This window comes from Rhizobiaceae bacterium, from assembly GCA_023953835.1.
GTDB lineage: Bacteria > Pseudomonadota > Alphaproteobacteria > Rhizobiales > Rhizobiaceae > Mesorhizobium_G.
On sequence record JAMLJB010000001.1, the window covers coordinates 3,344,553 to 3,363,734 of the forward strand.

The 19,182-nt window shown below is 61.3% G+C and carries 16 protein-coding genes and 1 riboswitch; of the genes, 11 read left to right on the top strand and 5 right to left on the bottom strand.

Features of this window, described 5'->3' with window-relative positions; all coding sequences use genetic code 11:
* Nucleotides 1-2 precede the first annotated feature (2 nt).
* Both gcvT and M9924_15730 read right to left on the bottom strand, forming a co-directional pair.
* Nucleotides 3-1,106, bottom strand: coding sequence for a glycine cleavage system aminomethyltransferase GcvT (gcvT, locus tag M9924_15725; protein ID MCO5065846.1), 1,104 nt, complete (start codon nucleotides 1,104-1,106; stop codon nucleotides 3-5).
* 150 nt (nucleotides 1,107-1,256) lie between these two features.
* Nucleotides 1,257-1,343: riboswitch (glycine riboswitch) on the bottom strand.
* A 98-nt stretch (nucleotides 1,344-1,441) separates the two neighbouring features.
* The gene (locus M9924_15730) at nucleotides 1,442-2,083 is read right to left on the bottom strand and encodes a DUF1345 domain-containing protein (GenBank protein ID MCO5065847.1); all 642 of its coding nucleotides are present in this window, start codon (nucleotides 2,081-2,083) and stop codon (nucleotides 1,442-1,444) included.
* 155 nt (nucleotides 2,084-2,238) lie between these two features.
* Here M9924_15730 and M9924_15735 point away from each other — a divergent pair, with 155 nt between their 5' ends.
* Nucleotides 2,239-4,251, top strand: a complete 2,013-nt coding sequence (locus tag M9924_15735) for an acetyl/propionyl/methylcrotonyl-CoA carboxylase subunit alpha (GenBank protein ID MCO5065848.1) — start codon at nucleotides 2,239-2,241, stop codon at nucleotides 4,249-4,251.
* A gap of 53 nt (nucleotides 4,252-4,304) precedes the next feature.
* Nucleotides 4,305-7,835, top strand: a complete 3,531-nt coding sequence (gene dnaE, locus M9924_15740; GenBank protein ID MCO5065849.1) for a DNA polymerase III subunit alpha — start codon at nucleotides 4,305-4,307, stop codon at nucleotides 7,833-7,835.
* 1 nt (nucleotide 7,836) lies between these two features.
* Here dnaE and M9924_15745 read toward each other — a convergent pair whose 3' ends face one another.
* A complete protein-coding gene (locus M9924_15745) occupies nucleotides 7,837-8,511 on the bottom strand; it encodes an alpha/beta hydrolase (protein ID MCO5065850.1) in 675 nt (224 codons plus the stop codon).
* Between the two features lie 237 nt (nucleotides 8,512-8,748).
* Between M9924_15745 and M9924_15750 the strand changes: the two genes are divergently transcribed.
* The 8 genes from M9924_15750 (at nucleotide 8,749) to M9924_15785 (ending at nucleotide 16,041) form a co-directional block, all read left to right on the top strand.
* Nucleotides 8,749-9,912, top strand: a complete 1,164-nt coding sequence (locus M9924_15750) for a cysteine desulfurase (protein ID MCO5065851.1) — start codon at nucleotides 8,749-8,751, stop codon at nucleotides 9,910-9,912.
* Nucleotides 9,913-10,021: 109 nt separating this feature from the next.
* Nucleotides 10,022-11,533, top strand: a complete 1,512-nt coding sequence (gene sufB, locus M9924_15755) for a Fe-S cluster assembly protein SufB (GenBank protein ID MCO5065852.1) — start codon at nucleotides 10,022-10,024, stop codon at nucleotides 11,531-11,533.
* A 26-nt stretch (nucleotides 11,534-11,559) separates the two neighbouring features.
* Nucleotides 11,560-12,315 carry a Fe-S cluster assembly ATPase SufC gene (gene sufC, locus M9924_15760; protein MCO5065853.1) on the top strand — a complete coding sequence of 252 codons (756 nt, stop codon included), beginning with the start codon at nucleotides 11,560-11,562 and terminating at the stop codon, nucleotides 12,313-12,315.
* Between the two features lie 9 nt (nucleotides 12,316-12,324).
* Complete coding sequence (gene sufD / locus M9924_15765) at nucleotides 12,325-13,590, top strand: Fe-S cluster assembly protein SufD (protein ID MCO5065854.1); 1,266 nt, start codon at nucleotides 12,325-12,327, stop codon at nucleotides 13,588-13,590.
* 4 nt (nucleotides 13,591-13,594) lie between these two features.
* Nucleotides 13,595-14,836, top strand: coding sequence for a cysteine desulfurase (locus M9924_15770; protein ID MCO5065855.1), 1,242 nt, complete (start codon nucleotides 13,595-13,597; stop codon nucleotides 14,834-14,836).
* Nucleotides 14,833-15,240 (top strand): SUF system Fe-S cluster assembly protein, encoded by a 408-nt coding sequence (locus M9924_15775; GenBank protein ID MCO5065856.1) that lies wholly within the window; start codon nucleotides 14,833-14,835, stop codon nucleotides 15,238-15,240. Before M9924_15770 ends, M9924_15775 begins: the two co-directional genes overlap by 4 nt.
* A 92-nt stretch (nucleotides 15,241-15,332) precedes the next feature.
* The gene (sufA, locus tag M9924_15780; GenBank protein ID MCO5065857.1) at nucleotides 15,333-15,716 is read left to right on the top strand and encodes a Fe-S cluster assembly scaffold SufA; all 384 of its coding nucleotides are present in this window, start codon (nucleotides 15,333-15,335) and stop codon (nucleotides 15,714-15,716) included.
* Between the two features lie 4 nt (nucleotides 15,717-15,720).
* Nucleotides 15,721-16,041, top strand: a complete 321-nt coding sequence (locus tag M9924_15785; protein ID MCO5065858.1) for a TfoX/Sxy family protein — start codon at nucleotides 15,721-15,723, stop codon at nucleotides 16,039-16,041.
* 4 nt (nucleotides 16,042-16,045) lie between these two features.
* Here the strand turns inward: M9924_15785 and M9924_15790 are convergent, their stop codons facing one another.
* On the bottom strand, nucleotides 16,046-16,471 hold the full coding sequence (locus M9924_15790) for a hypothetical protein (GenBank protein ID MCO5065859.1): 426 nt from the start codon (nucleotides 16,469-16,471) through the stop codon (nucleotides 16,046-16,048).
* 444 nt (nucleotides 16,472-16,915) lie between these two features.
* Here M9924_15790 and dusA point away from each other — a divergent pair, with 444 nt between their 5' ends.
* Nucleotides 16,916-17,872 carry a tRNA dihydrouridine(20/20a) synthase DusA gene (dusA, locus tag M9924_15795; protein ID MCO5065860.1) on the top strand — a complete coding sequence of 319 codons (957 nt, stop codon included), beginning with the start codon at nucleotides 16,916-16,918 and terminating at the stop codon, nucleotides 17,870-17,872.
* Here dusA and purB read toward each other — a convergent pair.
* On the bottom strand, nucleotides 17,869-19,173 hold the full coding sequence (purB, locus tag M9924_15800) for an adenylosuccinate lyase (GenBank protein ID MCO5065861.1): 1,305 nt from the start codon (nucleotides 19,171-19,173) through the stop codon (nucleotides 17,869-17,871). The two genes, dusA and purB, sit on opposite strands and share 4 nt — an antisense overlap.
* Nucleotides 19,174-19,182: the final 9 nt, after the last annotated feature.

The following is a 19,182-nucleotide window of genomic DNA, read 5'->3' on the forward strand; positions in this document are numbered from 1 at the left end:
GATTATCCCTTGAAATAGCGATGCTGGATGAAAGGAAGCGGAGCGACGTCAACCGGGATGCGGCTGCCACGCACTTCCGCGAAGAGTTTAGCCGCGCCGGGCTTTGCAAGACCGGCGCGCACATAGCCCATGGCGACCGGATGCGCGGCGGAGGGGCCAAAGCCGCCGGACGTGACGCGCCCGACCGTCTTGCCCTCGGCATCGACCAGCGTGGCGCCGCCGCGCACCGGCTGGCGGCCTTCCGGCTTCAGCCCGACGCGCTTTTCGGTGGCACCGGCCGCGATTGCCGTCCGCAGGGCCGCCGCCCCGATAAACGTTCCCGTTTCGCGCAGATCCTTTGGAATGGCCCACAGCAGCGCGGCATCGACCGGATTGGTGTTCACGTCGATGTCGTTGCCGTGCAGGCAAAGCCCCGCTTCAAGGCGAAGGCTGTCGCGGGCGGCAAGGCCGATCCACTGCACGCGCTCATCCGCCGCGAGGCGCTCGACCAGCGCGCGCGCATCGGCTTCGGGCAGGCCGATCTCGAACCCGTCCTCGCCGGTATAACCCGAGCGGCTCATGAACCAGCCGGAGCGCGGCTCGAACCCGGTCATGAACACGAGATTGCCGGTGTCGACGCCTGCCTGCGCAAGCACGGCTGCGGCTTCAGGTCCCTGAATTGCCAGGAAAACACGATCCAGAGGCTCGACCACGGCAGTGTAATGGCGGGCGACATCTCGAAGATGCGCCTCGTCGCCTTTTGCATTGCCGGCATTGGCCACGACCATGAACCGCTCGTCGCCGAGGCGCGTGACGATCAGGTCGTCCATGATGCCCGCGTCGTCGTTGAGGAAAAATGTCAGCTTCGACTGGCCGACCGACATGGAGGCTGCATCGAGCGGGCAGGTCTTGGACAAGAGCGCCGCAGCGCCATTTCCCTCGATCTCGAAGAGCTTCATGTGGGAAATGTCGAACAGCCCCACATGCTCGCGCGTGTGCAGATGCTCCTTCATCACGCCGGGCGGATAGGTCAGCGGCATGTTCCAGCCCGCGAAAGCGCCGAATTTTGCGCCCGCCTTGCCGTGAATGTCTTTGAGTGGAAGTTCTTTTACGGTTTCGCCTGTCATGGCTCCCTCAGAGTCGCGCCTGTTCAGCCGCTGGATGCGGCCTGTGAGCGCCCCTCTGTCGGAAGCCTGAGAGACTCGCGAAACCTGAACAATGCCAGCCTCGCTTACACCTTCGGCGCGGAACTTTCGTTCCGACTTTCCAGAGTGTCATTACCGGCAACGGTTCTTTTGCCTGAGAGATTTCGGGCTATTTCACCTTCGGCGGCAGCTTGCGCTGCTCTCTCCCGCATACCGGCAGGCCAAAATCCGATAGCAGACTCGGGCCTCTGACAATTTGCTAAATAACCCATGACCGACATCTTGTCACCACCCTGCGACACAGATTGCGATGAGCCTCAGTCGCCGAGCGAAACAGCGAGATTGACCGCCGCCGCCAGGATCACCGCGTTGAAGAAAAACGACACGATGCCGTGGACGAGCGAGAAGAAGCGTATATGGCGCCCGGTTATCTGGGTGTCCGAAGTTTGAGCCGTCATGCCGATGACGCAGGAAAAGTAAAGGAAATCAATGCCTATCGGGTCTTTGGTGCCGGGAAAATCCAGGCCGCGCCGGGCATCCTTGTCGGACGTCTCGGGCTGCCAGTAGAGGTGCGCATAGTGGATTGCCGCCATCAGGTGGATGGTGAACCAGCCGAGCGGCACCGCCATGAGACCAACAAAGAGATGCACGGGCTCGGGAGTGCGCTTGTTGTTTATCAACAGGAACAGCGAAATCATTGCTGCCACAACCGCACTGATCGTGACGATGAAGATCAGCCAGACAGGCGCATCGCTGCTAGCCGCATATTTGCGCAGATATTGCGGCGTGAGGCTTTTGAGCGTCGGCAGCGTCGTCGCTATGTAGACGGCAAAAAAGGCGTTGGAGGCTATGACGAGCGTAATGTCCGTTCCCGTCCACCAGCCGACGGCCAGTCCCGCCAGCCCGAAAAGGGACGCAAGATAGAAGGGAGCATGCCTGTGAAGCAGGCCATTCGCCATCACCGACTCCACCTGTTTTATTAGCCGAACCTTTCAGGATTTGCCTTGCGGATCAAGCGAACGCACAGCTTGGCCGGATGCGACGAAAGATGTGCGCAGGCCGTGCTTGACCCGAAAGCGCAAGTCCATAAAAGGAAGCCGCAGGGAGTCGCCGAATGTTCAAGAAGATATTGATCGCCAACCGCGGCGAAATCGCCTGCCGGGTCATCAAGACCGCGCGCCGCATGGGCATCGCGACCGTGGCCGTCTATTCCGACGCAGACCGCAACGCGATGCATGTCGAGATGGCCGACGAGGCCGTGCATATCGGACCGGCTCCCGCCGCGCAGAGCTATCTGGTTGCCGACAAGATCATCGAGGCGTGCAAGGCGACGGGCGCGGAAGCGGTGCATCCGGGCTACGGATTCCTTTCGGAGCGCGCCTCCTTTTGCGCCGAGCTTGAAAAGCAGGGCGTTGTGTTCATCGGCCCGAAGCCAAGGGCCATCGAGGCGATGGGCGACAAGATCGAGTCCAAGAAATTCGCGAACGCGGCGAAGGTCAACACTGTGCCGGGCTTCCTCGGCGTCATCGAGGATGCGGATCATGCCGAGCGCATCGCGGGCGAGATCGGCTATCCGGTGATGATCAAGGCGTCCGCCGGAGGCGGCGGCAAGGGCATGCGCATCGCATGGGATAAATCCGAGGTGCGTGACGGTTTCGACCGCGCCCGTTCGGAAGCGAAAAACTCCTTCGGCGACGACCGCGTCTTCATCGAGAAATTCGTGGTCGAGCCCCGTCACATCGAAATCCAGGTGCTGGCCGACGCGCATGGCAATGCCATCTATCTTGGCGAACGCGAATGCTCCATTCAGCGGCGCAACCAGAAAGTGGTCGAGGAAGCGCCGTCCCCTTTTCTGGACGAGGCGACGCGGCGCGCGATGGGCGAGCAGGCGGTGGCGCTTGCCAAGGCCGTGGACTACCAGAGCGCGGGCACGGTCGAGTTCATCGTAGACAAGAACAAGAACTTCTATTTCCTTGAAATGAATACACGTTTGCAGGTCGAGCATCCGGTCACGGAGTTGATTACCGGCATCGATCTCGTTGAGCAGATGATCCGCGTCGCGGCGGGCGAAAAACTCGCAATCGCACAGAAGGACGTGAAGCTGAACGGCTGGGCCGTGGAGAGCCGCCTCTACGCGGAAGATCCTTACCGTAATTTCCTGCCCTCGATTGGCCGCCTGACCCGCTACCGGCCGCCGGAGGAGGGGCCGTCCGGCGAGGCCATCATCCGCAATGACACGGGCGTGACGGAAGGGTCCGAGATTTCGATGTTCTACGACCCGATGGTCGCGAAGCTTTGCGCCTGGGCGCCCACGCGCATGCAGGCCATCGACGCCATGTCCGACGCGCTGGACAGCTTCGTTGTCGACGGCATCGAGCACAATATTCCGTTCCTCTCGGCGCTCATGCAGCATCCCCGCTGGCGCGAAGGCCGGCTTTCGACGGGCTTCATCGCGGAGGAATTTCCCGACGGCTTCGCACCGATCAAGCCTGACGCTGCGCAGAAGGCCGTGCTTGCAACGATTGCCACGGCGGTCGAACTCCTGCGGCGCGACCGTCTCGATCGTCTTGGCGGACGCCTTGCGCCGCATTCGGGCGTCATCAAGCCCGACTGGGTGGTCAAGATCGATGAGGATTACGTCTCCGTTTCGCTGCGCGACGGCATGATCTCGATTCCGTTCGAGGCGGACTTTTCTGTCGAGGGCGGCACGCCGGTCACCATTGCGTCCGACTGGCGGCCCGGCGAGCCGGTCTGGCACGGCACGGTCGCTGGCAAGACGGTCTCGGCGCAGCTTCGGCCCGGTCGCAAGGGCTTGCGCATCGACTGGAAAGGCATGTCGGTCACGACCCGCGCCATGCTGCCGCGCACAGCTGCGCTTGAAAAGCTGATGCCCGTCAAACTGCCGCCAGACACGTCGAAAATGCTCCTCTGCCCCATGCCGGGGCTGGTCGTCTCGATTTCCGTCAAGGAAGGGCAGGAGATCAAGGCGGGCGACACACTTGCGGTCGTCGAGGCCATGAAGATGGAAAACGTGTTGCGCGCCGAGCGCGACCTGACCGTCACCAAGATCAACTGCAAGCCCGGCGACAGCCTCGCCGTCGATGCGGTCATCATGGAATTCGCCTGAGGAAATTCGACAGGGACCGACTCCGCGGCGGCGAATCCTGCTAGGCTTTGGCAATGGCCAGCGACCGTCCCCCCCGTGACCCGATCTTGCGTGCAGCACTTCAAGGCGAGCCGCAGCCGCGCAGCGCTCCGCGCCCTTTCGTGCACCTGCGGGTTCATTCCGCCTATTCGCTGCTGGAAGGCGCGCTTCCGCACGGCAAGATCATCGGCCACGCCATCAAGGACCAGTCGCCTGCCATCGCGGTGACGGACACCAACAATCTTTTCGGTGCGCTGGAGTTCGCCCAGAAGGCGTCGAAGGACGGCGTGCAGCCGATCATCGGCATGCAGCTCGACCTCAGTTTCGAGGCAGCCGATCCCGATGCGTCGCGGTCGGGGCGGCGGCAGGGACCCGATCTCGCACCCATCGTGCTTCTGGTCGCCAGCGAGCAGGGCTATTCCAACCTGATGCGCATCGTCAGCGCGGCCTATCTCGACACGCCGTCCGGCGAGCCGGTGCACCGCAGCGCCACGCAGTTGCAGGGATTCACCGACGGGCTGATCTGCCTGACGGGCGGGCCGCGCGGGCCGGTCGGCGTCGCGTTCAAGGCCGGACATGCGGATGTCGCGGAGGCGCGGCTCGAGCAGTTGCAGACGCTGTTCGGCGACCGGCTCTATGTCGAGCTTGAACGGCTGGGTGGATATGATCGCGCGCTCGAAGCAGCCACCGTCGAGCTTGCCTATGCGATGCAGTTGCCGCTCGTCGCGACGAATGGGGCATTCTTCCAGAGCCGGGACGATTTCGAAGCGCATGACGCGCTGATCGCCATTGCCGAGGGTTCGGTGATCGCGTCTGACGACAGGCGGCGGCTATCGCCGGACAATCACCTCAAATCGTCCGCCGAAATGTCGGTCCTGTTCGCGGATCTGCCGGAAGCGGTCGAGAACACGTTGGAGATTGCGCGGCGCTGTTCCTACTATCCCAGGAACCGCGCGCCGATCCTGCCGCGCTTCACGGGCGGTAACGCGTCGAACGCTGACGATGTGGTGGCCGCCGAAGCTGCCGAGCTTGCGCGGCAGGCCCGCGAGGGGTTGACGGCGCGCCTTTCGGCGCACGGTCCTTATCAGGGCTACACCGAGGAGGACTATCGGACGCGGCTGGAATACGAGCTTTCGATCATCGAGCGGATGAAATATCCGGGCTACTTCCTGATCGTCGCCGACTTCATCAAATGGGCAAAGTCGCAAGGGATTCCGGTCGGGCCGGGACGCGGTTCCGGCGCCGGCTCGCTGGTTGCTTATGCAACCACCATCACGGACATCGATCCGCTGCGCTTCTCGCTGCTGTTCGAGCGCTTCCTTAACCCGGATCGCGTGTCGATGCCCGACTTCGACATCGACTTCTGCCAGGATCGCCGCGAAGAGGTGATCCGCTACGTCCAGCAGAAATACGGGCGCAACCAGGTCGGGCAGATCATCACGTTCGGAACCTTGCAGGCGCGCGCGGTGCTGCGCGATGTGGGCCGCGTGCTGCAAATGCCCTACGGACAGGTGGACCGACTGTGCAAGATGGTGCCGGCCAATCCCGCCAATCCGGTGACGCTGGCAAAGGCGATCGAAGGCGAGCCGCGTTTCGCCGAAGAGGCCGAGAAGGAACCGATTGTCGAGACCCTGCTCGCCATCGCGCAGAAGCTCGAGGGCCTTTACCGGCACGCATCCACCCATGCGGCGGGCATCGTCATCGGCGACCGTCCACTCTGGGAACTGGTGCCGCTCTATCGCGATCCGCGCTCGGACATGCCGGTCACGCAGTTCAACATGAAGAAGGTCGAGGATGCGGGGCTGGTGAAGTTCGACTTCCTCGGCCTCAAGACGCTGACGGTTCTGCAAACGGCGGTCGAACTCATCAAGCGCCGTGGAGTCCAGATCGACCTGTCGGCGCTGCCGCTGGACGACGCAAAGACCTATGAAATGCTGGCGCGCGGCGAAGTGGTCGGCGTGTTCCAGGTTGAAAGTGCGGGCATGCGCAAGGCACTGCTCGGCATGAAGCCCGACCGCATCGAGGACATCATCGCCCTTGTCGCGCTCTATCGTCCCGGTCCGATGGAGAACATCCCGACCTACAACAACCGCAAGAACGGACAGGAGGAGATCGCCTCCATCCATCCGAAGATCGATCATCTGGTGACGGAAACCCAAGGCGTAATCGTCTATCAGGAGCAGGTCATGCAGATCGCGCAGGAATTGTCGGGCTATTCGCTCGGCGAAGCCGACCTGCTGCGCCGCGCGATGGGCAAGAAGATCCGCGCGGAGATGGACCAGCAGCGCGAGCGCTTCGTCACCGGGGCGGTGGAGCGCGGTGTCACAAAGCAGCAGTCGGATTTCATCTTCGATCTGCTCGCGAAGTTCGCGGACTATGGTTTCAACAAGTCGCATGCGGCCGCCTATGCGGTCGTGTCCTACCAGACCGCCTATCTCAAAGCGCATTTTCCGGTGGAGTTCCTAGCGGCCTCCATGACGCTCGACATGTCGAACACCGACAAGCTGAACGATTTCCGGCAGGACGCCACACGGCTCGGCATCGAGGTCATACCGCCCTCGGTGATGACGTCATTCAGGAATTTCGAGGTCGGCGAGCAGCGAATCTACTACGCGCTTGCGGCCATCAAAGGCATCGGCGAGGCTGCGGTCGAACATATCGTGGAAAAGCGCAAGGAGCGCCAGTTCGACAGCCTTGAGGATTTCGTGCAGCGCGTCGATCCCAAGATCGTGGGCAAGCGCGTCTTTGAAAGCCTCATCATGGCGGGCGCACTGGATTGCTTTGGGCGCGACCGCGCCGCGATGATGGCCGGTGTCGAGCAAATGATGGCTGCCGCCGCCTTTGCGCAAAGCAGCGCCTCCAGCGACCAGATCGATATTTTCGGAGCGGGCAGCGCCGCCCGCAAACCGGAGCCGCTGAGGCTGCCGATCACCGAGCCGTGGCAGCCGGCGGAACGCCTGCACAAGGAATTTCAGGTCGTCGGCTTCTATCTGTCGGCGCATCCCCTCGACGAATACAAGGCGGCTTTGGCCAAGATGCGCGTGCAGAGCTGGGCGGATTTTTCCGCCGCCGTGAAGCTCGGCGCGACTGCGGGACGGCTGGCGGGTACGGTTGCCTCGCGTCAGGAGCGCAAGACACGCATGGGCAACAAGATGGGCGTCGTGGTGTTTTCCGACACCAGCGGGCAATATGAGGCGGTGCTGTTTGCCGAAACGCTGGCGCAATATCGCGACATGCTCGAACCAGGAAAATCATTGGTCATCACGGTCGCGGCTGAAGACCGCCCGGAAGGCGTGAACCTGCGGATCCAAAGCGTCAAGTCGCTTGAGGAAGAGGCGACACAGATACAGAAATCCATGCGTATCTATGTTCGCGACCGGATTCCCGTTCCAGCACTGGCATCTCAGCTTGCTGTCAGGGGTGACGGCCAGGTCAGCTTCATCGTCATCAAGGAAGAGGGCAAGGGCGAGGTCGAGATTGAACTGCCCGAGCGCTACAAGTTCGATGCGCGCGTCGCTTCCGCTATGCGCGCCATTCCCGGCGTGGTCGAGGTCGAACTGGTTTGATCTACCGGAGCCGCTTCGGCTTCGGCTCCGCAAGCTCCCCGGCGAGGCGGCGGTCCAGATAGTCCGCGCATTCCTCAATCAGTTGCTCGGCATGGCTTGCGAAAAAATGGTTCGCACCGGGCAGCGTTTTCTGGGTGATGGTGATGCCCTTTTGCGTGTGGAGCTTGTCCACCAGAACCTGAACATCCTTGGGCGGCGCAACCTTGTCCGCATCGCCGTGGATAATCAGGCCCGACGAAGGGCAGGGCGCGAGAAATGAGAAGTCATATGTGTTCGGCTGCGGCGCGACCGAAATGAAGCCTTCGATCTCCGGGCGGCGCATCAGGAGTTGCATCCCGATCCACGCGCCGAACGAATAGCCCGCGACCCAGCAGCTTTTCGAATCGGGATGCAGCGACTGCACCCAGTCGAGCGCGGCGGCTGCGTCGGAAAGCTCGCCGACTCCGTGGTCGAACGCGCCCTGACTGCGGCCAATGCCCCTGAAATTGAAGCGAAGCGTGGTGAAATTTCGCTTCTGGAACATATAGAAAAGATCGTAGACGATCTTGTTGTTCATCGTTCCGCCAAATTGCGGGTGCGGATGCAGCACAATGGCAATCGGTGCGTTCTTTTCCTTGGAAGGCTGGTAGCGGCCTTCGAGCCGTCCTTCGGGACCGTTGAAAATGACCTCTGGCATAAAATACTCCGAAAGACTCCACTTATTGTGCCGGGAGATTCGAAACCGGCCCGCTCAAGCCTTGACGCAGTGCGTTGGCCGTCCTAGAGCTAGTTTAGAATGGTTCAAAATTGGATGGTGACACGCCATCCCTGCAAGAGCGGCTAGATAGGACGGCTCGACTATCAATTTCAAGGAAATTGCGAGTCCAGCAGTTCGCGCCGGGTTTTGATCGCAAGAATATCGGATCGAAAGCGCATGAACGGGCGTCGCGCCTATCTCGACTACAACGCCAGTGCCCCGCTGCTCGACGCGGCGCGCTCTGCCGTGGTCGATGCGCTCGACGTGTTCGGCAATCCTTCCTCCGTTCACAGCGAAGGACGCAAGGCGCGGCAGTTGGTCGAGACCGCGCGCCGACAGGTGGCAGCGCTGGTCAACGGCAGGGCCGAGCATGTGACGTTCACCTCGGGCGCCACCGAGGCCGCCGCGACGCTGCTGACGCCCGACTGGCAGATGGGCCGCGCGCCGCTTCGTATGAGCAGGCTTTATGTGTGCGAGGCCGACCACCCCTGCCTGTTGAACGGCGGCCGGTTCGCCACGGGCGAGATTGCGCGCGTCGGCGTCGACCGCGACGGTATTGTCGACCTTCAGGCGTTGCGGGATGCGCTCGCCCTGCATCCGCGCGACAGCGGCCTGCCGCTGGTGGCAATCCATGCGGTCAACAACGAATCGGGCGTGGTGCAGCCGGTCTTGCAGATTGCGGCGCTGGTTCGTGATGCGGGCGGTGTACTGGTGCTGGATGCCGTTCAGGCAGCGGGACGCATCGCGCTCGACCAGGCGGCGGGAATTGCCGACTACATCATCCTGTCCTCGCATAAGATCGGCGGGCCGAAGGGCGCGGGGGCGATTGTCGCGACCTCCGACCTGATGATGCCGAAGCCGCTGATCGCTGGCGGCGGGCAGGAAAAAGGACATCGCGCGGGTACCGAAAACCTTGCCGCAATCGTTGGCTTCGGCGTGGCTTCCGAGCTTGCAGCCAACGCCCTGCCGCACACGGATCGCATTCGCGCACTGCGGGACCGGATGGAGGCGCGTGTCCTCGAAATCTGTCCCGATGCGATTGTGTATGGCGCAGCCGCGCAGCGTGTCGCGAATACCACATTCTTCTCGATCCCGGGAATGAAGGCGGAAACGGCGCAAATCGCGTTCGACCTCGCAGGTGTGGCGATTTCCGCCGGTTCGGCGTGCTCGTCGGGCAAGGTCGGCCCGAGCCATGTGCTCAAGGCCATGGGCTTTGGCGACGGCGCGGGCGGTTTGCGCGTTTCGATGGGGCATGGAACGACCGAAACGGACATCGAGGATTTCGAGCGTGCGCTTGGCGCGTTGATTTCGCGACGCGATTCAACCACACGGGCGGCTTGAAGAATGAAGCGGCTGAATTTATCAGCCGCAGACACTATATGAGGCGCAACACATAGCGCCGAGTTTGAAAACGGCCGGGTCTTGACCCCGGCATGGATGGAGAACGCAGATGCCTGCAGTGCAGGAGACGATAGATACTGTCCGCAAGATCGATGTGGACCAATACAAATACGGCTTCGAAACGGAAATCGAGACCGAGAAGGCTCCGAAGGGGCTGGATGAAGATATCATCCGCTACATTTCCGCGAAGAAGAACGAGCCCGAATGGATGCTGGAATGGCGTCTTGAGGCGTTCCGGCGCTGGCTGACGCTTGAGGAGCCCACATGGGCGCGCGTCGAATATCCGAAGATCGACTTTCAGGACATTTACTACTACGCCGCGCCGAAGAACCAGACGGGACCGCGTTCGCTCGACGAAGTCGATCCCGAACTGCTCAAGGTCTACGAAAAGCTGGGAATCCCGCTGCGCGAGCAGGAGATTCTAGCCGGAGTCCAGAAGCGGGACGGCGAGGCAGAGGAAAGCGACAATGTCTATGCGTCCGGTCGCGTTGCCGTGGACGCCGTGTTCGACTCCGTTTCCGTGGTCACGACCTTCAAGGAGGAGCTGGCCAAGGCGGGTGTTATCTTCTGTTCGATTTCGGAGGCGATCCGCGAGCATCCTGAGATCGTGAAGAAATATCTCGGCTCTGTGGTGCCGACGACCGATAATTACTATGCGACGCTCAACTCGGCGGTCTTCACGGACGGCTCTTTCGTGTTCGTGCCGAAGGGCGTGCGCTGCCCGATGGAGCTTTCGACCTATTTCCGCATCAACGAGCGCAACACCGGCCAGTTCGAGCGCACGCTGATCATCGCGGAGGAGGGCGCTTACGTCTCCTATCTCGAAGGCTGCACCGCGCCGCAGCGCGATGAAAACCAGCTTCATGCGGCCGTGGTCGAACTGATCGCGCTGGATGATGCCGAGATCAAATATTCGACCGTCCAGAACTGGTATCCCGGCGACGCACAGGGCAAGGGCGGGATCTACAATTTCGTCACCAAGCGCGGCGATTGCCGCGGGCATCGCTCCAAGATTTCATGGACGCAGGTCGAAACCGGCTCGGCGATCACCTGGAAATATCCGAGCTGCATCCTGCGCGGCGACGATTCGCGCGGCGAGTTCTATTCGATTGCGGTTTCCAACGGCTACCAGCAGATCGACAGCGGCACCAAGATGATCCATCTGGGCAAGAACACGTCGAGCCGCATCATCTCGAAGGGCATTGCCGCCGGTTTCTCGCAGAACACATATCGCGGGCAGGTTTCGGCGCACCGCAAGGCAACCAATGCGCGTAACTTCACCAATTGCGATTCCCTGCTGATCGGCGACCAGTGCGGCGCGCACACCGTGCCCTACATCGAGGCCAAAAACGCAACCGCGCAGTTCGAGCACGAAGCCACAACCTCGAAAATCTCCGAGGACCAGAAGTTCTACGTCATGCAGCGCGGCATCCCCGAGGAGGAAGCCATCGCGCTCATCGTCAACGGCTTCGTCAAGGAAGTGATTCAGGAACTGCCGATGGAATTCGCCGTCGAGGCGCAGAAGCTGATCGGGATTTCGCTCGAAGGCTCCGTTGGCTGACCGCAATAAATTTCAGGAAGAACAAGATGCTTGAGATCAAGAACCTGCACGCCAAGATCGCCGATACGGATACGGAAATCATCCGCGGCCTCAATCTCACCGTGAAAGCGGGTGAAGTGGCGGCGATCATGGGGCCGAACGGCTCCGGCAAGTCCACGCTGTCCTACATTCTCGCGGGACGCGACGACTATGAAGTCACTGAGGGCGATATTCTCTACAACGGCGAATCCATTCTTGAGATGGACCCCGCCGAACGCGCTGCCGCCGGAATTTTCCTGGCGTTCCAGTATCCGATGGAAATACCGGGCGTCGCCACTATGGAATTTCTAAAGGTGGCGATGAATGCCCAGCGCAAGGCGCGCGGCGAGGAGCCGCTGAAAGTGCCGGAATTTCTCAAGCGCGTGAAAGAGGCCGCCGCTTCTCTGTCGATGGACATGGACATGCTGAAGCGTCCGCTCAATGTCGGCTTTTCGGGTGGCGAGAAGAAGCGGGCCGAAATTCTCCAGATGAAGCTTCTCGAACCGAAGCTCTGCGTGCTGGACGAGACCGATTCCGGCCTCGATATCGATGCGCTCAAGATCGTCGCCGAAGGCGTGAACGCTTTGCGTTCGCCGGACCGCGCGGTCCTCGTCATCACCCATTATCAGCGGCTGCTCGATCATATCGTGCCAGACACGGTCCACGTGCTCTACAAGGGTCAGGTCATCAAGTCGGGCGACAAGGGGCTGGCGCACGAGCTTGAGGCAAACGGCTATGCCGGCGTGATCGGCGAGGCGGCTTGAGGATTGGCCATGAACATGCATGCTCAAATGCACACGACTGCGGAGAAGGCGATCCTCGACGCTTTCGACCGCCAGATGGCCGATCTGCCGGGTGACAGCGCAATTGCCGTCAAGCGCGACAATGCCGTCGAATTGCTGAAGTCGGGCCTGCCCACAAAGCGCGTGGAATCCTGGCACTACACGGACCTGCGCCGGCTCCTGACCTCCGTGCCGGACTTTGCCGCGGCGGGCGACGCCAAGGTGCTGGCACCCGTCATCGAAGGCTCCACCGTGCTTGCTTTGCTCAACGGAAAGGCAGTGGGGAACCTGAGCGGGATCGAAGGCGTCACCGTGCAGCGCGTTTCGGAAAAGCTTCAGGACGGCAGCCTCGCGGCGGCGCTAGACCTTGCGGGTGACGATGATGCTATCGGCGCGTTGAACACCGCGTTCGTGACCGATGGCTGGCATGTCCGCATCGCGGACGGTGCAGAACCCGACGCACCGCTCGAATTGCAGAACGTTCAGGGCGGCGGCCAGTCGCATGTGCGCCTGCCGGTGCGCGTCGGAAACGGCGCGAAGGCGACAATTGTCGAGCGCCATGCGGGTCGCGAGACGGGGCTGGTGAGTTCGGTGACCAACCTCCTTGTCGGCGATGACGCGGAGGTTCTGTGGCTGATCGTGCAGGAACAGCCCGAGGCTTCCACCCATCTGGCACAGTTCAATGCATGGATCGGCAAGAACTCGCGGCTGACGCTGTTCATCATGAATTCCGGCGGCAAGCTCGTCCGGCAGGAAATCCGAGTCGTCACCAAGGGCGAAGGGTCCGACTTCCAGCTTCGCGGCGTGAATCTGCTGGCCGGCGACACACACACTGACGTCACCATGGTGCTTGACCACGCAGTTCCGAACACGACTTCGCGCGAGCTTGTCCGCAATATCGTGACCGGCAAGGCGCGCGGTGTTTTTCAGGGACGCATCAATGTGCATCAGGTCGCGCAGAAGACCGATGCCAAGATGGCGTGCAACACGCTGCTTCTCTCCGATGACGGCGAGTTTTCGACAAAGCCGGAGCTGGAGATTTTCGCGGACGATGTTGCCTGCGGCCACGGCGCGACGGTCACCGAGATCGACAGGAACCATTTGTTCTATCTGATGGCGCGGGGCATCGACGAAAAGGACGCAAGGGGCCTCCTTGTGAAGGCATTCCTTGCCGAAGTGATCGAGGAACTGGAAGTCGAGCCGGTCGTTGAGGCGCTGGAAGCGCGGCTCGATGCGTGGTTTGCGGCGCACGGCTAGGACGATGGACCAGAAGGTCGAAACACCACCCTATGACGTCGAGGCCGTCCGCCGCGACTTCCCGATCCTGTCGCGCGAAGTCTATGGCAAGCCACTGGTCTACCTAGACAATGGCGCTTCGGCACAGAAGCCGCAGATCGTGCTCGACACCATCCAGCGCGCCTATTCGCAGGAATATGCCAACGTCCATCGTGGCCTGCATTTCCTCTCCAACACCGCCACGGACGCCTATGAAAAGGCGCGCGAGATCGTGCGGCGCTTCCTGAATGCGCCGTCGGTGGACAACATCGTTTTCACCTCGAACACGACATCCGCCATCAACACTGTCGCCTATGGATTCGGCATGCCGAACATCGGCGAAGGCGACGAAATCGTGCTCTCCATCATGGAGCATCACTCGAACATCGTTCCCTGGCACTTCATCCGGGAGCGACAGGGCGCTAAGCTGGTCTGGGTGCCGGTCGATGATCTGGGCGCATTTCGCATCGAGGAATTCGAGCGCTCGCTGACGCCACGAACGAAGCTCGTCGCCATCACCCATATGTCGAATGCGCTCGGCACGATCACCCCGATCAAGGAAATCTGCCGCATCGCGCATGAGCGCGGAATCCCCGTTCTGGTCGATGGCAGTCAGGCGGCGGTGCACCTGCCGGTGGATGTACAGTACCTCGATTGCGACTTCTATGTCTTCACTGGTCACAAGGTCTACGGCCCGTCGGGCATCGGCGCGCTGTACGGCAAGGCGGAATATCTGGAGCGCATGCGCCCTTTCATGGGTGGTGGCGAGATGATCGAGCAGGTGACGACCGAAACCGTCACCTACAACGCCCCGCCGCACCGCTTCGAAGCAGGCACGCCGCCCATCGTGCAGGCAATCGGGCTTGGCGCGGCGCTGGAATATATGGACTCGGTCGGGCGCGAGCGCATCGCGGCGCATGAGGCGAGGCTGACGGAGTATGCACATGAGCGCCTGCGGGCGATCAATTCCCTGCGCATATTCGGTGAGGCGCCGGGCAAGGGAGCGATCGTTTCGTTCGAGCTTCAGGGCATCCATGCCCATGACGTGTCCATGGTCATCGACCGGCAGGGCGTTGCGGTGCGCGCGGGCACACATTGTGCGCAACCCCTGTTGCAACGTTTCGGCGTGACCTCTACATGCAGGGCGAGCTTCGGCATGTACAATACGCTTGCCGAGGTTGACGCTTTGGCGGACGCGCTGGAAAAGGCGCGCAAATTTTTCGGATGAGTCTCGTGGAACGATCCGACAGCACCGACAAGGAAACGAGCGAGCAGCATGAAAATGCTGGCGGCACGTTTTCGGCTTCAGCTATCCCTGAACAGGAACTGGCGCGCCTGACGGACGACATCGTCTCGGCGCTGAAAACCGTCTACGACCCTGAAATCCCGGCTGACATTTATGAACTCGGCCTGATTTACAAGATCGATATCGAGGACGACCGTTCGGTTAAGATCGACATGACGCTGACTGCGCCCGGATGTCCCGTGGCTGGCGAGATGCCCGGCTGGGTGGAAAACGCTGTTGGTGCCGTCGAGGGCGTTTCGGGGGTCGACGTGAAGATGGTGTTCGATCCGCCCTGGACGCCGGATCGCATGTCCGAAGAAGCACAGGTCGCCGTGGGCTGGTATTGAGGCCCGGCTTGCATCAGATGGGAATCTTTCCCATCTTGAGGTAGAAGAGTGCATTCCGCAGGCTTTTGAACCTGCCGTGAGTGGAGACTGCAATGGGACGTTTCAGCGTCATCAGCATGACCGACAGGGCCGCCGACCGCGTCCGCGAAATCGTCGCGACACGTGAAGGCGCAAAGGGCATTCGCCTCGGCGTCAAGAAGGGTGGTTGTGCGGGCATGGAATACACGGTCGACCTCGTGACCGATGCCAGGCCGGGCGACGATCATGTGGAGCATCAGGGCGCCAATGTTTGGGTCGCGCCGGAGGCCGCCTTGTTCCTGCTGGGTACGCAGATGGATTTCGAGGTGACGACCTTGCGCACCGGCTTCACCTTCAACAATCCCAACCAGAGTTCGGCATGCGGGTGCGGTGAATCCGTCGAATTGAAGCCTGCCGACCTCAAGGCGCTGGCCGAGGCGCGCGCCGGCGCGGCTTGACCGCATGGACGATGACGACCTTCGCGACATGTTTGCCGGGCTGGGTCCGATCCAGATCAGGCGTATGTTCGGCGGCAAGGGGATCTATCACAACGGGCTCATAACGGCGCTCGTCGTGCAGGGCGAAGTGTTGTTGAAGGCCGATGAAATCAGCGCGCCGGAATTCGCGGCTGCCGGTGCGCGTCAATGGACCTATCAAAGCCGAAAGGGCAAGGCTGCCGCCATGCCCTACTGGTCGATTCCCGACAGCGCTATCGATGATCCGGAAGAAATGACCATTTGGGCGCGCAAGGCGTTCGAAGCCTCACTGCGCGCCGCGAAATAGCGATTTATTTCTTCGCCCTGCGGCGGAAAAAGACATATCCGCCGGCAACTGCGAGTGCAGGCAGGCCAAGGCCGAGAACCGGACCGGGCGCGGAGTGCGAAATCTGCTCGCCGCCGCCATTGCCACCACCGCCACCGTAGCCACCGCCGCCGCTGTAACCGCCGCCGCCATATCCACCACCGTTGCCGCCATAGCCGCCGCCATTGCCACTGTAGCCGCCACCACCATAGCCACCGCCGTTGCCGCCACCGTAACCGCCACCGTAACCGCCGTTGCCGCCATGCCAGCCGCTATTGCCGTCCACGACGCTGCCGTTCGGATTGGAAAGATGCTTGCGATTTGTACTTCCCGTCTCGGCCACAGCAATTGTGGGCACAACAAGGGACAAGCCGAGTATCGCTGCGGAAGCGAAAGAGACGAGATACTTCATTTCGTGTCCATCCTTAACAATGCATTATAAGATTATATCCATTTCGCGAACGCCCGACCCATCCCAAAAAAAGACTTAGCCCACTATGCATAGGGTGAAGTTGGGTTAATCCTGTGCCGTCCTCTCGTTTTGTTGATTGTCGCTTGTGGCCGGACCAGTTGCGACAATTGGCATAGAAGAATATGACACTGCCACGGATGGCGAGCGGGGCCGCAGGGCATCCGTGTGAAGCTCGTTTGCCATCTGGCGGACGAGCTTTTCCTTGTTTGATGCATCATTGCAGTCCATCGGGCGGTGCCGATGGACCAAAGCTCCATTTTCTTCTAGGAGACTTTTGACGGACCATGCGTTCGCGTCGCAAACGATCCGATGAATGGACGTAACGATTTGAATTTCTACGAAGGATCGCTGAAATCCGGAAAGCCCGTCCTGGCCGTAGCGCCGATGATGGACTGGACGGACCGGCATTGCCGCTGGTTTCACCGGCAGCTCACGAACAGCGCCTTGCTCTATACGGAGATGGTCGTGGCGGATGCCGTGATTCACGGCGACCGTGAACGGTTGCTGGGCTTCGATGCTTTGGAGCATCCCGTCGCGTTGCAACTGGGCGGGTCCGAACCCGTAAAGCTCGCCGAAGCCGCACGCATCGGTGCCGGTTTCGGCTATGACGAAATCAATCTCAACGTCGGCTGTCCTTCAGACCGGGTCCAGTCGGGCACGTTTGGGGCCTGCCTGATGCGTACGCCAAAACTCGTCGCGCAATGCGTCGAGGCGATGAAGAATGCCATCGACGTACCGGTCACGGTGAAATGCCGTATCGGCGTCGATGACCAGGATGTGGAGCAGGCGCTCGACGAGCTTGCGGATGGTGTATTCGAGGCGGGTGCGGATGCTCTGTGGGTGCACGCGCGAAAAGCGTGGCTGGAGGGTCTGAGCCCGAAGGAGAATCGCGACATTCCCCCTTTGGACTATGAGCGCGTCTACAGGCTCAAAGCGCGTTACGCGCACAGATTTGTCGGCATCAATGGCGGCATCCAGTCGGTGGCCGAGGCGCAGCAGCATCTGAAGCATGTCGATGGCGCAATGCTTGGCCGCGCCGCATATCATATGCCCCGAATCCTCACCGAAGTGGATCGGCTTGTCTACGGCGTGGAGGAACCGCCGACGGATATGGCGCGGCTTTGCGAGACGATGGCCGCCTATGCAGATCGTCATATCACGCGTGGCGGCAAGCTCGGACATGTGACGCGCCACATGGTGGGGCTTTTTCACGGCATGCCGGGCGCGCGTCGTTTCCGGCAGATCCTCTCGACCGACGCGAACCGCCCCGGCGCATCGTCGGAGGTCATTCGCGCTGCCTTCGCAGCCGTATCGGACCTTTCAGAGCAGGCCGCCGCCTAAACCCCGAAGACACGCTTGAAGATCGTGTCGACATGCTTGGTGTGATAGCCGAGATCGAACTTCTCGCGGATTTCCTCTTCCGAGAGAGCTGCGCGCACATCCTTGTCGGCCAGAAGCTCCTCAAGGAAATCTGCCCCGTGTTCCCACACCTTCATCGCGTTTCGTTGCACGAGCCGATAGGCGTCCTCGCGCGATACGCCGGCCTGCGTCAATGCCAGCAGCACACGCTGCGAATGCACGAGACCGCGAAACTTGTTGAGGTTCTTTTCCATGTTCTGCGGATAGACCACGAGCCTGTCGATGACATTTGTCAGCCGCGCGAGCGCGAAATCAAGCGTGACCGTCGCATCCGGTCCGATCATCCGCTCGACGGAGGAGTGCGAAATGTCCCGTTCGTGCCACAGCGCCACATTCTCCATTGCAGGCAGCGCATAGGAACGCACCATGCGGGCAAGGCCGGTCAGGTTTTCGGTCAGAACCGGATTGCGCTTGTGCGGCATTGCCGACGAACCCTTTTGGCCGGGAGAGAAATACTCTTCCGCTTCAAGCACTTCCGTCCGTTGCAGGTGGCGAATTTCGACCGACAGCCGCTCGATGGAGGAGGCGATGACACCAAGCGTCGCAAAGAACATCGCATGACGGTCGCGGGGAATGACCTGCGTCGAGACCGGCTCCGGCTTGAGACCGAGCTTTTTCGCGACATGTTCCTCTACATAAGGATCGATGTTGGCGAAGGTGCCTATCGCCCCGGAAATAGCGCAGGTCGCAACCTCCTTGCGCGCGCGCCCCAGCCGCTGGCGGCAGCGCTCGAACTCTGCATAGGCATAGGCGAGCTTGACGCCGAACGTGGTCGGCTCGGCATGGATTCCGTGGCTGCGCCCGATTGTGACCGTGTCCTTGTGTTCCAGCGCACGCTTCTTCAGCGCAGCGAGCAGGCCGTCAATGTCCGCCAGCAGAATGTCGGCAGCGCGCGTCAGTTGAACGTTCAGGCAGGTGTCCAGCACGTCCGACGAAGTCATTCCCTGATGAATGAATCGGGAGTCCGGTCCGACGAATTCAGCCAGATGGGTCAGGAACGCGATGACGTCGTGCTTCGTTTCGCGCTCGATTTCGTCGATCCGCGCCACGTCGAACGTGGCGGCGCCGCCCTTTTCCCAGATCGTCCGCGCGGCTTCCTTCGGGATGACGCCCAGTTCGGCAAGCGCGTCGCAGGCATATGCCTCGATCTCGAACCAGATGCGAAAGCGCGTTTCGGGTGACCAGATGGCGACCATCTCCGGGCGGGAATAGCGGGGGATCATGCGTGCCTC

Coding starts and splice junctions, on each gene's coding strand:
- M9924_15745 (MCO5065850.1), bottom strand. CDS start 8,511: ATGCCAGAGGTCATTTTCAACGGTCCCGAAGGACGGCTCGAAGGCCGC.
- sufC (MCO5065853.1), top strand. CDS start 11,560: ATGCTTGAGATCAAGAACCTGCACGCCAAGATCGCCGATACGGATACG.
- sufB (MCO5065852.1), top strand. CDS start 10,022: ATGCCTGCAGTGCAGGAGACGATAGATACTGTCCGCAAGATCGATGTG.
- purB (MCO5065861.1), bottom strand. CDS start 19,173: ATGATCCCCCGCTATTCCCGCCCGGAGATGGTCGCCATCTGGTCACCC.
- dnaE (MCO5065849.1), top strand. CDS start 4,305: ATGGCCAGCGACCGTCCCCCCCGTGACCCGATCTTGCGTGCAGCACTT.
- gcvT (MCO5065846.1), bottom strand. CDS start 1,106: ATGACAGGCGAAACCGTAAAAGAACTTCCACTCAAAGACATTCACGGC.
- sufA (MCO5065857.1), top strand. CDS start 15,333: ATGGGACGTTTCAGCGTCATCAGCATGACCGACAGGGCCGCCGACCGC.
- M9924_15730 (MCO5065847.1), bottom strand. CDS start 2,083: ATGGCGAATGGCCTGCTTCACAGGCATGCTCCCTTCTATCTTGCGTCC.
- M9924_15750 (MCO5065851.1), top strand. CDS start 8,749: ATGAACGGGCGTCGCGCCTATCTCGACTACAACGCCAGTGCCCCGCTG.
- M9924_15735 (MCO5065848.1), top strand. CDS start 2,239: ATGTTCAAGAAGATATTGATCGCCAACCGCGGCGAAATCGCCTGCCGG.
- sufD (MCO5065854.1), top strand. CDS start 12,325: ATGAACATGCATGCTCAAATGCACACGACTGCGGAGAAGGCGATCCTC.
- M9924_15785 (MCO5065858.1), top strand. CDS start 15,721: ATGGACGATGACGACCTTCGCGACATGTTTGCCGGGCTGGGTCCGATC.
- M9924_15770 (MCO5065855.1), top strand. CDS start 13,595: ATGGACCAGAAGGTCGAAACACCACCCTATGACGTCGAGGCCGTCCGC.
- M9924_15790 (MCO5065859.1), bottom strand. CDS start 16,471: ATGAAGTATCTCGTCTCTTTCGCTTCCGCAGCGATACTCGGCTTGTCC.
- M9924_15775 (MCO5065856.1), top strand. CDS start 14,833: ATGAGTCTCGTGGAACGATCCGACAGCACCGACAAGGAAACGAGCGAG.
- dusA (MCO5065860.1), top strand. CDS start 16,916: ATGATGGACTGGACGGACCGGCATTGCCGCTGGTTTCACCGGCAGCTC.